The 12863-nt window shown below is 71.7% G+C and carries 10 protein-coding genes; 8 read left to right on the forward strand and 2 right to left on the reverse strand.

Annotated elements, in window-relative coordinates:
- Window positions 1-51 precede the first annotated feature (51 nt).
- Window positions 52-1401 (forward strand): chromate efflux transporter, encoded by a 1350-nt coding sequence (gene chrA, locus AC3WXD_RS32770; RefSeq protein ID WP_492325500.1) that lies wholly within the window; start codon window positions 52-54, stop codon window positions 1399-1401.
- Window positions 1402-1426: 25 nt separating this feature from the next.
- On the opposite strand, the gene AC3WXD_RS32775 is transcribed toward chrA, so the two are convergent.
- A complete protein-coding gene (locus tag AC3WXD_RS32775) occupies window positions 1427-2347 on the reverse strand; it encodes a LysR family transcriptional regulator (protein WP_020204912.1) in 921 nt (306 codons plus the stop codon).
- A 143-nt stretch (window positions 2348-2490) separates the two neighbouring features.
- Between AC3WXD_RS32775 and AC3WXD_RS32780 the strand changes: the two genes are divergently transcribed.
- The 6 genes from AC3WXD_RS32780 (at window position 2491) to AC3WXD_RS32805 (ending at window position 9588) form a co-directional block, all read left to right on the forward strand.
- On the forward strand, window positions 2491-3510 hold the full coding sequence (locus tag AC3WXD_RS32780) for a tripartite tricarboxylate transporter substrate binding protein (RefSeq protein ID WP_492325501.1): 1020 nt from the start codon (window positions 2491-2493) through the stop codon (window positions 3508-3510).
- A gap of 68 nt (window positions 3511-3578) precedes the next feature.
- A complete protein-coding gene (gene leuC, locus AC3WXD_RS32785) occupies window positions 3579-4997 on the forward strand; it encodes a 3-isopropylmalate dehydratase large subunit (RefSeq protein ID WP_492325502.1) in 1419 nt (472 codons plus the stop codon).
- Complete coding sequence (gene leuD, locus AC3WXD_RS32790; RefSeq protein WP_492325503.1) at window positions 4990-5688, forward strand: 3-isopropylmalate dehydratase small subunit; 699 nt, start codon at window positions 4990-4992, stop codon at window positions 5686-5688. The genes leuC and leuD overlap by 8 nt, the downstream gene beginning before the upstream one ends.
- 27 nt (window positions 5689-5715) lie before the next feature.
- Window positions 5716-6600 (forward strand): alpha/beta fold hydrolase, encoded by an 885-nt coding sequence (locus AC3WXD_RS32795; RefSeq protein ID WP_492325504.1) that lies wholly within the window; start codon window positions 5716-5718, stop codon window positions 6598-6600.
- A gap of 232 nt (window positions 6601-6832) precedes the next feature.
- The gene (locus AC3WXD_RS32800) at window positions 6833-8653 is read left to right on the forward strand and encodes a putative bifunctional diguanylate cyclase/phosphodiesterase (RefSeq protein ID WP_492325505.1); all 1821 of its coding nucleotides are present in this window, start codon (window positions 6833-6835) and stop codon (window positions 8651-8653) included.
- A 356-nt stretch (window positions 8654-9009) separates the two neighbouring features.
- The gene (locus AC3WXD_RS32805; protein WP_020204919.1) at window positions 9010-9588 is read left to right on the forward strand and encodes an acyloxyacyl hydrolase; all 579 of its coding nucleotides are present in this window, start codon (window positions 9010-9012) and stop codon (window positions 9586-9588) included.
- A 32-nt stretch (window positions 9589-9620) separates the two neighbouring features.
- Here the strand turns inward: AC3WXD_RS32805 and AC3WXD_RS32810 are convergent, their stop codons facing one another.
- Complete coding sequence (locus AC3WXD_RS32810; RefSeq protein ID WP_492325506.1) at window positions 9621-11162, reverse strand: aminotransferase-like domain-containing protein; 1542 nt, start codon at window positions 11160-11162, stop codon at window positions 9621-9623.
- A 369-nt stretch (window positions 11163-11531) separates the two neighbouring features.
- Between AC3WXD_RS32810 and aptA the strand changes: the two genes are divergently transcribed.
- Window positions 11532-12863, forward strand: a complete 1332-nt coding sequence (gene aptA, locus AC3WXD_RS32815; RefSeq protein ID WP_020204921.1) for an omega-aminotransferase AptA — start codon at window positions 11532-11534, stop codon at window positions 12861-12863.

Here is a 12863-nt window from a genome sequence, read left to right on the forward strand (position 1 = left end):
GCAAGGCACAAGATAACCCACAAGACACCCTACAAGACAGCGCCACAGACGATGCATGCCTCCACCCTGACTTCCGCGGCCGCCCCGGCGCCGATCCCGCTGCGCCAGGCGTTCTGGTACTGGCTCAAACTGGGCTTCATCAGCTTCGGCGGCCCGGCCGGGCAGATCGCCATCATGCACGAGGACCTGGTCGAGCGGCGCCGCTGGATCTCCGAGAGCCGTTTCCTGCACGCGCTCAACTACTGCATGGTGCTGCCCGGCCCCGAGGCGCAGCAGCTGGCCACCTACATCGGCTGGCTGATGCACCGCACCTGGGGCGGGGTGATCGCGGGCGGGCTGTTCGTGCTGCCTTCGCTGCTGATCCTGATGCTGCTGTCGTGGATCTACCTGCGCTTCGGCGAGGTGCCGGCGGTGGCCGGCGTGCTGTACGGCATCAAGCCGGCGGTGACGGCCATCGTGGTGTCGGCGGCGTGGCGCATCGGCTCGCGCACGCTCCGGAACGGCTGGCTGTGGGCCATCGCGGCGGCGTCGTTCGTGGCGATCTTCGCGCTCGGGCTGCCGTTCCCGGCCATCGTGGTGGCCGCCGCCGTGGCCGGCCACGTGGGCGGGCGCATCGCGCCGCAGCGCTTCGCCGGCGGCGGCGGGCATGGCGCCGGCAAGGCCGGGCACGGCCCGGCGCTGATCGACGACCACACGCCCACGCCCGCGCACGCGCTGTTCTCGTGGCGGCGCTTCGCGCGCGTGCTGGCGGTGTTCCTGGCGGTATGGGCGCTGGCGCTGGGCGCGCTGGCGTGGCGCTACGGCTGGCAGGGCACGCTCACGCAGATGGGCTGGTTCTTCACCAAGGCCGCGCTGATGACCTTCGGCGGCGCCTACGCGGTGCTGCCCTATGTCTACCAGGGCGCGGTGGCGCATTTCCACTGGCTGACCGCGTCGCAGATGATCGACGGGCTGGCGCTGGGCGAGACCACGCCGGGCCCGCTCATCATGGTGGTGGCCTTCGTCGGATTCGTCGGCGGCTGGACCCACGCCGTGTTCGGCGCCCACGCGCTGGTGGCCTCGGCGGTGGCGGCGGCCGCGGTGGTGACGTTCTTCACCTTCCTGCCGTCCTTCCTGTTCATCCTGCTGGGCGGCCCGTTCGTGGAAAGCACGCACGGCAACCTGAAGTTCACCGCGCCGCTGACCGCCATCACGGCGGCGGTGGTCGGCGTGATCGTCAACCTGGCGGTGTTCTTCGCCTATCACGTGCTGTGGCCGGCCGGGCTGCAAGGCCGCTTCGACTGGCCCTCGGCGCTGATCGGGCTGGCCGCGGCGGTGGCGCTGTTCCGCTTCAAGGCCGGCGTGATCCCGGTGATCCTGGGCTGCGGGCTGGCCGGCATGGCCATCGTGCTGCTGCGCTGAGTCCGCCAGCCGCCGCTGCCAGCCGCTACCAGCCGCTGTAAGGCGCGTCCGGCGCGCGGTGTGCGGCGAAATGCCGCGCCAGGTAGTCGACGAAGGCGCGCACCTTGGCGGTGAGATGGTCGCGCGTGAGGAACACGGCGGACACGTCCGCCGGCGGCGTCGACCACTCCGCCAGCACCTGGCGCAGCCGGCCCGAGCGCAGCATCGGCGCCACTTCCCATTCCGAGCGCATCAGGATGCCGTGGCCCTGCAGGGCCCAGCCGAGCGCGACCTCGCCGTCGTTGGTGCTGGCCGGGCCGCGCACCTTGACGGTCTCCTGGCGGCTGGCCGAGCGCAGGTGCCAGGTGCCGTAGGTGGCGTCGCTCTCGCGCAGCACGATGCAGCGGTGCCGCTGCAGCTCGCGCGGCGAGGCCGGCTCGCCGTGGCTGGCCAGGTAGCGCGGCGCGGCGCACAGCAGGCGGCGGTTGTGGGCGAGCGGGCGCGCGGTCAGGCGGGCGTCGGGCAGGCCGCCCACGCGGATGCCCACGTCGAAGCCGGCCTCGGCCAGGTTGAGCGGCCGGTCGGTCAGCTCGAGCTGCACCTCCACTTCCGGGCAGGCCAGCAGGAAGGCGCCCACCGCCGGCGCCACGTGGCGCCGGCCGAAGCCGAGCGTGGCATTGACGCGCAGCAGCCCGCGCGGCGCCACGCGGCTGCCGCCCAGGCCCTGCTCCAGCTCCTCCAGCTCGGCCAGGATGCGCGCGCCCTGTTCCAGGTAGGCCTCGCCCTCCTGCGTCACGCTCAGGCGCCGCGTGGTGCGGTGGAGCAGGCGCACGCCCAGGCGCGCCTCCAGCGCGGCCAGCCGCTTGCTGGCGGCCGACGGCGTGATGCCGAACTGCTGCGCCGCGCCGGCCAGGCTGCCGCGCTTGACCAGGGTGACGAAGAAGGCGAGGTCGGAGAAGGTATCCAAACGGGAATTGGTGAACTGAAGGACCGAATGAAAGTCTGTGGATGAAATTATAGCGGCGCGTTCAATGGTTACACTGGCATCTCCATAAAACAGCGCGGCGGAAGCGGTCCCGTTTCCAAGCCGCCGGACCAAGGAGACCCACCATGCCCCGCTTTACCGCGACCCGCGCGTTGACCACCCTGGCCCGCCGCGTGCGCCGGGCCCCGGCTGCCGCGCTTGGCGCGCTCGCCCTGTGCGCCGCGCTGGCGCCCGCCGGCGCCGCCGAGACCTTCCCGGCGCGCCCGATCCGCCTGATCGTGCCGTTCGCGCCGGGCGGCAGCGTGGACATCGCCGCGCGCCTGATCACCGAAGCGTGGGGCCGCCAGCTCGGCCAGCCGGTGGTGGCGGACAACCGCGCCGGCGCCTCCGGCAACATCGGCATGGACCAGGCCGCCAAGGCCAGGCCGGACGGCTACACGCTGGCCATCAACAACGTGGCGCTGGCGGTCAATCCTTCGCTGTTCGCCAGGCTGCCGTTCGACACCGAGCGCGACCTGATGTCGGTCGGCACGATGGGCACCTCGCAGCATGTGCTGGTGGTCACCAACAGCCTGCCGGCCAAGGACGTGAAGCAGCTGATCGCGCTGGCCAAGAGCGAGCCCGGCAAGCTGAGCTTCGGCTCGGCCGGCACCGGCAGCACCCTCCACATGGCGGCGGAGCTGTTCAAGTCCGAGTCCGGCGCCAACATCCTGCACGTGCCCTACAAGGGCGGCGGCCCGGCCATGCTCGACACCATCGCCGGACAGGTGCAGATCAGCTTCCCGGTGCTGTCGGCCGCGCAGCAGCAGGTGCAGGCCGGCAAGCTGCGCGCGCTGGCGGTGACCGGGCCCAAGCGCTCGCCGCTGATGCCGGGCGTGCCGACCGTCGCCGAGGCGGGCCTGCCCAACTACACGTTCGAGACCTGGTTCATCGTCAGCGCGCCGGCCGGCACGCCCAAGGACGTCATCGCCACGCTCAACCGCACGCTGAACCAGGCGCTGTCCACGCCGGAGATGAAGGCGCGCCTGCTCAAGGAAGGCTTCGAGCCGCTCACCATGAGCCCGGCCCAGGCCGACGCCATGCTGCACAAGGAAACCCTGCGCTGGGCCGCGCAGATCAAGCAGGCCGGCATCACGCCGGAATAGCCGTGCCGCGCGGCGGCCACCGCCGCCGGCCGGCTACCCACAAACAAGCACCCACAAGCACAAGTCTCATGCCAGGCCGTACCTTTTACCGCAAGCTGGTGGATTCGCACACCGTGGCGGCGCTCGACGCCGACCACGTGCTGCTCTACGCGGATCTGCACCTGATGAACGAATACACCAGCCCGCAGGCGTTCGCCGGGCTGGCCGAGCACGGGCGCGCGGTGCCCGCGCCGGGCCAGCAGGTGGCGGTGGTGGACCACATCATCCCCACCCACGCGGAAAGTCCGCGCCGCATCCAGGACCCGGCCTCCGCCTTGCAGGCGCGCAACCTCAAGCGCAACTGCGAGCGGCACGGCATCGCGCTGTTCGACACCGACGACGCGCTGCAGGGCATCGAACACGTGATCGCGCCCGAGCACGGCATGATCCGCCCGGGCATGGTGGTGCTGTGCGGCGACAGCCATACCACCACCTACGGCGCGCTGGGCGCGCTCGGCTTCGGCATCGGCACCTCGGAGGTCGAGCACGTGCTGGCCACGCAGACGCTGGTGTACCGCGTGGCGCGGGACATGCGCATCCGCGTGGACGGCACGCTGCCGCGCGGCGCCACCGCCAAGGACCTGATCCTGCACGTCATCAGCCGCATCGGCGCGCAGGGCGCGCGCGGCTACGTGGTGGAGTTCTGCGGCAGCGCCATCGGCGCGCTGTCCGTGGAGGCGCGCATGACCCTGTGCAACATGACGGTGGAAGCCGGCGCGCGCGGCGCGCTGATCGCCCCCGACGCGCGCACCGTCGATTACGTGCTGGCGCGCGCGCCGGATATCGCCGGCGAGCTGCGCGCGCGCGCGCTGGCCTGCTGGCGCGAGCTGCATTCCGACGCCGATGCGCGCTTCGACAGCGAGCTCGCGTTCGACGCCAGCCACGTCGCGCCCTACGTCAGCTGGGGCACCAGCCCCGATCAGGCCATCGCCATCGACGCGCGCGTGCCGCTGCCCGCGGACGCCGCCGACGACGTGGCGCGCAGCGCCGCGGCGCGCGCGCTCGACTACATCGGCCTGGAGGCCGGCGCCACGCTCGAAGGGCTGCCGGTGCAGCGCGTGTTCATCGGCTCGTGCACCAACGGCCGCATCGAAGACCTGCGCGCGGTGGCCGGCATCGTGCGCGGACGCCGCGTGGCCGAGGGCGTGCGCGCGATGGTGGTGCCGGGCTCGGGCGCGGTGCGCGCCCAGGCCGAGGAAGAGGGCATCGCGCAGGTGCTGCGCGACGCCGGCTTCGAGTGGCGCAAGCCGGGCTGCTCGATGTGCTTGGCCATGAACGACGACGTGCTGGCGCCCGGCGAGCGCTGCGCCTCCACCACCAACCGCAATTTCGAGGGACGCCAGGGGCGCGCCGGGCGCACCCACCTGATGAGTCCCGCGATGGCCGCCGCCGCGGCCCTGACCGGCTGCATCACCGACGTGCGCCGCCTGGAGCAGACCGATGCCTGACAACCGTAGCGAAATCCGCACCGAAAGCCAGACCGGACACGGCGCAAGCCAGGCCGGACACGACCTGATCGCCGCCACCGGCGCGCCGCTGCCGGTGGGCAACCTCGACACCGACCAGATCATGCCCAAGCAGTTTCTGCGCATCATCGACAAGGCCGGGCTGGACCGCGGGCTGCTGTACGACATGCGCTTCGACGCCGACGGCGCGCCGCGCCCGGACTTCGTGCTCAACCAGCCGCAGTACCAGGGCGCCGGCGTGCTGGTGGCCGGGCCCAACTTCGGCTGCGGCTCCAGCCGCGAGCACGCGGTGTGGGGGCTGCAGCAGTTCGGCATCCGCGCGGTGATCGCGCCGAGCTTCGGCGAGATCTTCTACTCCAACGCCATCAACAACCGCCTGCTGCTGGTGATGCTGCCGCAGGCCGAGGTGGACGCGCTGATGGCCGCGGTGTCGGCGCCCGCGCCCGCGCGCATCGAGATCGACCTGGCCGCCATGACCGTGCGCGCCGGCGCGCTGTGCTTCGGCTTCGCGCTGGCCGAGCGCCACCGCCTGATGTTCCGCCAGGGCCTGGACATGATCGGCGCTACGCTGGCGCAGCAGGCGCGCATAGCGGAATTCGCGCGGCGCCATCACAATGCACAGCCGTGGCTGCGGGATGTCGCGGCCCGGACGATGGCGCGGCTGTCCGCCTAGGCGCGGCCGCATTCAGGAGGACCGATCGTGTTCGAAGGCTTCACCCCGCGCCGCGTGCCCTGCGGCGACGTCGAGATCCACGCCGTGGTGGGCGGGCAGGGCCCGGCCCTGCTGCTGCTGCACGGCCATCCGCAGACCCACGTGATCTGGCACAAGGTGGCCGCCGCGCTGGCGCGCCACTTCACCGTGGTCGCCACCGACCTGCGCGGCTACGGCGACAGCGGCAAGCCCGCCGGCCTGCCGGACCACGCCAACTACAGCAAGCGCGTCATGGCGCAGGACCAGGTCGCGCTCATGCACGCGCTCGGCTTCGAGCGCTTCCTGGTGATGGCGCACGACCGCGGCGCGCGCGTGGCGCACCGCATGGCGCTCGACCATCCCGGCGCGGTGCGGCGGCTGGTGACGCTGGACATCGCGCCCACGCTGGCGATGTACGAGCAGACCAGCCTGCAGTTCGCCACCGCGTACTGGCACTGGTTCTTCCTGATCCGCCCGGTGCCGTTCCCCGAGACGCTGATCGAGGCCGACCCGGCGCTCTACCTGCGCAGCACGATGGGCGCGCGCAGCGCCGGCCTGGCGCCGTTCACGGACGCGGCGATGGCCGAATACCTGCGCTGCCTCAGGCTGCCCGGCGCCGCGCACGGCCTGTGCGAGGACTATCGCGCGAGCGCTTCGATCGACCTCGAGCACGACCGCGCCGATCTCGCCGCCGGGCGCAAGGTCGAGTGCGGGATGCTCGCGCTGTGGGGCGAGCAGGGCGCGGTGGGCCGCTGCTTCGCGCCGCTGGACGAGTGGCGCAAGGTGGCGCGCGACGTGCGCGGCAAGAGCCTGCCGTGCGGCCACTACATCGCCGAGGAAGCGCCCGAGCTGCTGCTGGAAGAGACGTTGCCGTTCCTGCTGGCCGCGCACTGAGCCACACTGAGCCGCATCGAGACACATCGCGCTGCACGCAGACGCATTGCGCCGCCCGGCGCGAGTGGGGATGACGGGGGGTAGCCCGCGCGTGCATGCGCGCCACGGCCCGCGCTTTATCGCGCAATGAGGGCACAAAGCGCGGTGTTCGGGGATAAAATGCGCGCCATGCCTGCCATTTGCCGTCGTGTCCCGGTCCGGGACGCGCGGCAGCCCGGCACTTCTCTCCCCTATGGACGACACCCCGCCGCGCGCACCGATCCCGTCACCTCCCGCCACGTTCGCCGCGCCCGCAGGCGCGAGCGCGGTGGCGGGCGTGGCCGCCGCCGCCGGGCAGCCGGACCTGCTGCTCGACAGCATCGCCGATGCCGTCGTCGCGTTCGACCGCGACTGGCGCTTCACCTACGTCAACCGGCCCGCCGAGCGCCTGTTCAGGCGCAGCCGCGCCGAACTGCTGGGCCGCGCCATCCGCGACTGCTGCCCCGAGCTGGACGGCTCGCCCAGCTACCAGGCCGGCGTCGAGGCCGCCGCCAGCGGCGAGCCCCGCACCAGCACCGCGTTCCATGCGCCGCTGGCCTGCTGGCTGGAGGCGCGCGTGTTCCCGCACGCCGGCGGGCTGGCCATCCTGTTCCGCGACGTCAGCAGCGAGCGCGAGCAGTCCGCGCAGCTCGAATACCACGCCGGCCACGATTACCTGACCGGCCTGCCCAACCGCCGCCGCTGCACGCAGGTGCTGGCTGACGCGGTGGCCGAGGCGGCCGCGGCGCGCGCCGCGGCGGCGGGCGGCAGCGACGATGGCGGCGACGGCAGCGATGACGGCAGCAATGACGGCAGCGACGGCGCGCGCGACGGCGTGGCCGTGCTGTTCGTCGACCTGGACCGCTTCAAGGAAGTGAACGATGCGTTCGGCCACGCCGCCGGCGACGCCCTGCTGCGCGAAGTGGCCGAGCGCTTCCTGGCGCTGCTCGGTCCCGACGCCTTCGTCGCGCGCGTGGGCGGCGACGAGTTCGTCTTCGTGCTGCGCTGCGCCCATGCCGGCCAGGCCGAGCGCTTCGCCGGCACCATCCTGGCCGGCGTCTCGCATCCGTTCCAGGTCGAGGGCCACACGGTGCTGCTGGGCGCCAGCGTGGGCATCGCGCAATGGCCCGAGGCCGGCAGCGGCGCCGACACGCTGCTCAACCACGCCGACGCCGCCATGTACGCCGCCAAGGGCGCGGGCCGCTTCCAGTTCCGCACCTTCCACCGCGATCTCGCGCACGGCATGCGCCAGCGCCTGCAGCTGCGCGCCGACCTGCTGGCGGCACTGGCCGACGACCAGCTCGTGCTGCACTTCCAGCCGCAATGGTCGCTGCCGGACGCGCGCCTGGTGGGCGCCGAGGCGCTGCTGCGCTGGCAGCACCCGGTGCACGGGCTGCTGCTGCCGGGCGCCTTCCTCGACGTGGTGCTCGAGTCGCCGCTCGAGGCCGCGGTCGGCATGTGGGTGATGCGCGCCGTGTGCGGCCAGATCGCCGGCTGGCGCCGCGAGGGCCTGCCGGTGCCCAAGATCTCGCTCAACCTGTCGGCCCGGCAACTGGTGATGCCGGGGCTGGCCGGGGTCCTGACCGGGCTGGCGAGCGAGCACCGGGTGCCGTGCGCGCTGCTCGACGTGGAAGTCACCGAGAACGCGCTGATGACCGACCTCGACAACGCCGCCGCGGCGCTGGGCGAGCTCAAGCGGGCCGGCATCAGCGCCTCGCTGGACGACTTCGGCTCGGGCTACTCCAGCCTGGCTTACCTGACGCGCCTGCCGGTCGACACGCTCAAGGTCGACAAATCGTTCGTCGCCGCGCTGGGCCGCGCGCCCGAGGCGCTGGCGGTGATGCGCGGGGTGATCGCGCTGGCGCGCTCGCTGGGCCTGCGCAGCCTCGCCGAGGGCGTGGAGAACGAGGCCCAGCAGCGCCTGCTGGCCGACGAGGGCTGCGACGCGGCGCAGGGTTTCCTGCTCGGCCGGCCGCTGCCGCCGGCCGAGTTCGCCGCCGTGATGCGCGGCGGCGGAGCCACCGGGCGCGGATGACGCAGCGCGGCAACAACCCGCAGTCATGCCGAGCACGATGGGGCCCGGAGGTGCATAATCGCCCACCAGTACGACACGTCCTGGCCGAAGTGGTCGACCGGCTCAACATACATTCATGAATGGATGTATAATTTCGCGATTGTTCGCCTGGGAGTCCAGGCGTCTGTTGCGGAACTTGACCATGACTTACCGTTTTATTGCCGGATGCATCGGCACCTGGCTTGCGATCGCCGTGACCGCGGGCTGGGTGATGGAGCGCCTCTGGTCCTGAGTACGGGTGGTCGGCCTTGCCGCGCGGAGGTGGCAAGGTTTTCGCCAGGACTTGCCATTCTCGCGGTTTCACCACCACCTTGCACATGACCAATCAGAAGAAGAAGGCCGGCCTTGCCCGCCGGTTCGCATCGCAATTCAAGGCGCTCGGCGCCGTCGCCGCTCTGGGCGCCTGCGCTGCCGCGCACGCCGATCCCGCGGTCCACGTGGCCGTCGGCCGCGATCCCGGCCACAACATCAACAAGTACGAAGTCGGCGTCAACTGGGATTCCGGCTTTGCCTGGGGCAACCCGCAGGGCTGGCAGTTCAAGCTGCAGTGGGAAGCCGAAGTCGCCGAGTGGAATACCCTGAGCGGCACCAACCACCACAACCTGACCGAATTCGGCTTCACGCCGGTGTGGCGCCTGGAAAAGCGCGGCGGTGCCTGGGTGCCGTTCCTCGAAGCCGCGGTCGGCGTGCGCATGCTGAGCAGCAAGTACACCTCGGAAGAGCACCGTTCGGGCAGCCTGTTCCAGTTCTCGGACATGCTGGGCCTGGGCGTGGCCTTCGGCCCGAAGACCGCCTATGAGGCCGGCTTCCGCTACCAGCACGTCTCCAACGCCGGCATCAAGCAGCCCAATCCGGGCAGCGGCTTCTACACTGGCTACGTGCGTTATCGCTTCTGAGGCGAGCCGCCGGGTCTGACGCCCGGCGCCCATCAGGCCAGCCGCGCCAGCCCCGGGCGCGCGCCACGCGCGCCGCGCGCCGGGCTTTCCGCCGGCGCGGCGCGGTCCTGCCCGCCGCGCAGCGAATCGAAGAAGCGCCACAGCGCCGGCGCGTCGCTGGTGGCCACGTTGAAGCGGATCCACGGCGAATCGCCCTCGTCCGGCACGAAATACGATCCCGGCGCGAGCCAGATGCCGTGCTCCAGCGCCAGCGTGGCCAGCCGGTTGCCGGAGCGCGCGGCCTCGCCGTCGCTTCCTTCTCTTTCTCCGCTTGCCCCGTTCTTCCCGCTGTCCTCCGGCCGCACGCGCGCCCAGGCGAACATCCCGCCTTCCGGGCGCAGCAGCACTTCCAGCCCGTGCGCCTCCATCTTCTCCGTGATGCGGTCCTGCTGGCCGCGCAGCCGCTCGGCCAGCGCCGCCACGTGGCGGCCGTAGTGGCCGCTGGCCAGCACCGAGTACACCAGCCGCTCGGTCACTTCCGACGAGGTCAGCCCCACCGCCATCTTGGTGCGCGCCAGCGCCTTGGCCAGTTCCGGGCTGGCCGCGAGGTAGCCCACCCGCAGCGAGGGCGCGATGGTCTTGGAGAAGCCGTTCACGTAGATCACGTGCGACAGCCCGTCCATTGCCGCCAGCATCGGCGAGCCGGCCGGCGCCAGCTCGCGGTAGATGTCGTCTTCCACCACCAGCAGCCGGTATTGCTCGGCCAGCTGCAGCACGCGGTGCGCGTTCATGCTGGTGAGCGTGCCGCCGGTCGGGTTCTGCAGCACCGTGTTGACGAACAGCGCGCGCGGCGCGTGGGTGCGGATGGCGTGGTCGAGCGCGTCGGTGTCCAGCCCGGCCGCGGTGCGGCGCACGCCCACCACCCGCAGCCCGGCCAGGCGCAGGATCTGCAGCAGGTTGCAGTAGCAGGGATCCTCCACCAGCACCGTGTCGCCGGGGCGCAGCAGCGTGCGTACCACCAGGTCCAGCGCCTGGGTGGCGCCCTGCGTGAGCACCACCTGCTGGGCCTGCACCGGCATGCCGTACTGGCTCAGGCCGGTGGCGATATGCTCGCGCAGCGCGGCGAAGCCGTAGGGATGGCCGTAGCCCGACACCTGCGCGGCCGGCACGCGCGCGGCCGCGCGCATGGCCTGATGCAGCCCTTCCTCGTTGAGCCAGTCGCCGGGCAGCCAGCCCGCGCCGGCCTTGATCGGCACCGAGTGGTCGGCGAACACGTCCGACAGCAGCCAGGCGGCGTTGAGCCCGGGCGCTTCCCAGCGCGCCGCCGGCACCTGCCCGGCGGGCGCGTGGCGGTGCGCCACCGTGTAGCCCGAGCCCACGCGCGCGCTCAGGTAGCCCAGCGCGGTCAGGCGGCCGTAGGCCTCGGCCACGGTGAAGGTGCTGATGCTGTGCTGCTGGGCGAAGCGCCGCACCGAAGGCAGCGCCACGCCGGCGCGCAGCACGCGGCGGTCGACCAGGCTGGCGATGCCGGCCACGATCTGTTCGGTCAGGGTGTCGCCGCTGCGGCGGCCGCGCACGAGTTCCAGGTTGAGCATGCGTCACGCGCGATGGAAATGAACCTGTACAGTTTAAGCGCACCGCCCGGCCAACGGGAAGCACGGTCTCGCGGCACCTCGATGCCGCACTGCCGCGCAATGTCCGCGCGGGCGCGGATTTCCATGACGCAATGCGCAATCGCGTCGCCATCGGCCGGGCTGGCCGGCATCGGCGCCATGCTGTGATCTGTACGGTTGTTGCACTAGAACCTGTACGGTCAGGCGAGGTTTTGCCGACCGTATATTCTTCAAGACAGGCCGTACCGCTACAGTGGCCGCATTCACCAGCAGTGCCCCCGGACAACCGACCGAACAACCCGGGCGCGGCCCGCACGCCGCGCCCCTAGCCGAACCCCCTGAGGAGGACGTATGGATGCCGCCAAGACCGTGATCCCCGATCTCGACGCCCTGTGGATGCCGTTTACCGCCAACCGCCAGTACAAGGCGGCGCCGCGCCTGCTGGCCTCGGCCAGCGGCATGTACTACACCACCCATGACGGCCGCCAGGTGCTCGACGGCTGCGCCGGCCTGTGGTGCGTGGCCGCCGGCCACTGCCGCACCGAGATCACCGAAGCCGTGGCGCGCCAGATCCAGACGCTGGACTACGCGCCGCCGTTCCAGATGAGCCACCCGCTCACGTTCGAAGCCGCCACCAAGCTCGCCGGCATCATGCCCGCGGGCCTGGACCGCATCTTCTTCACCAACTCGGGCTCGGAATCGGTCGACACCGCGCTGAAGATCGCGTTGGCCTACCACCGCGCGCGCGGCGAAGGCCAGCGCACGCGCTTCATCGGCCGCGAGCGCGGCTACCACGGCGTGGGCTTCGGCGGCATGGCGGTGGGCGGCATCGGCGGCAACCGCAAGGTCTTCTCCGGCAACCTGATGCCCGGCGCGGATCACCTGCCGGCCACGCTCAACATCGCCGAGGCGGCCTACTCCAAGGGCCAGCCGCAATGGGGCGCGCACCTGGCCGAGGATCTCGAGCGCATCCTGGCGCTGCACGACCCGTCCAACGTGGCCGCCGTGATCGTCGAGCCGCTGTCCGGCTCGGCCGGCGTGCTGGTGCCGCCGGTGGGCTACCTGGAAAAGCTGCGCGAGATCACCAGCAAGCATGGCATCCTGCTGATCTTCGACGAGGTCATCACCGCCTTCGGCCGCCTGGGCGCGGCCACCGCGGCCGAGCGCTTCAAGGTCACGCCGGACCTGATCACGATGGCCAAGGCCATCAACAACGCGGCCGTGCCGATGGGCGCGGTGGCGGTGCGCCGCGAAGTGCACGACGCCGTGATCAACTCCGCCGCGCCGGGCGCGATCGAGTTCCTGCACGGCTACACGTATTCGGGCCACCCGCTGGCCGCCGCCGCGGCCATCGCCACGCTGGACATCTACAAGAACGAGGACCTGTTCGGCCGCGCCGCCGCGCTGGCGCCCGCGTTCGAGACCGCCGCGCATGCGGTGCGCGGCGCGCCGCACGTGAAGGACATCCGCAACTTCGGTCTGGTGGCCGGCATCGAGCTGGAGCCGCGCGCGGGCCAGCCCGGCGCGCGCGGCTACGAGGCCTTCCTCAAGTGCCTGGAGCGCGGCGTGCTGGTGCGCTACACCGGCGACATCCTGGCCTTCTCGCCGCCGCTGATCATCACCGAAGAGCAGATCGGCCACATGTTCGACACCGTGAAGAAGGTCCTGCAGGAATTGCAGTAA

The sequence above is a fragment of the Cupriavidus sp. FW216-B1 genome (assembly GCF_058789195.1).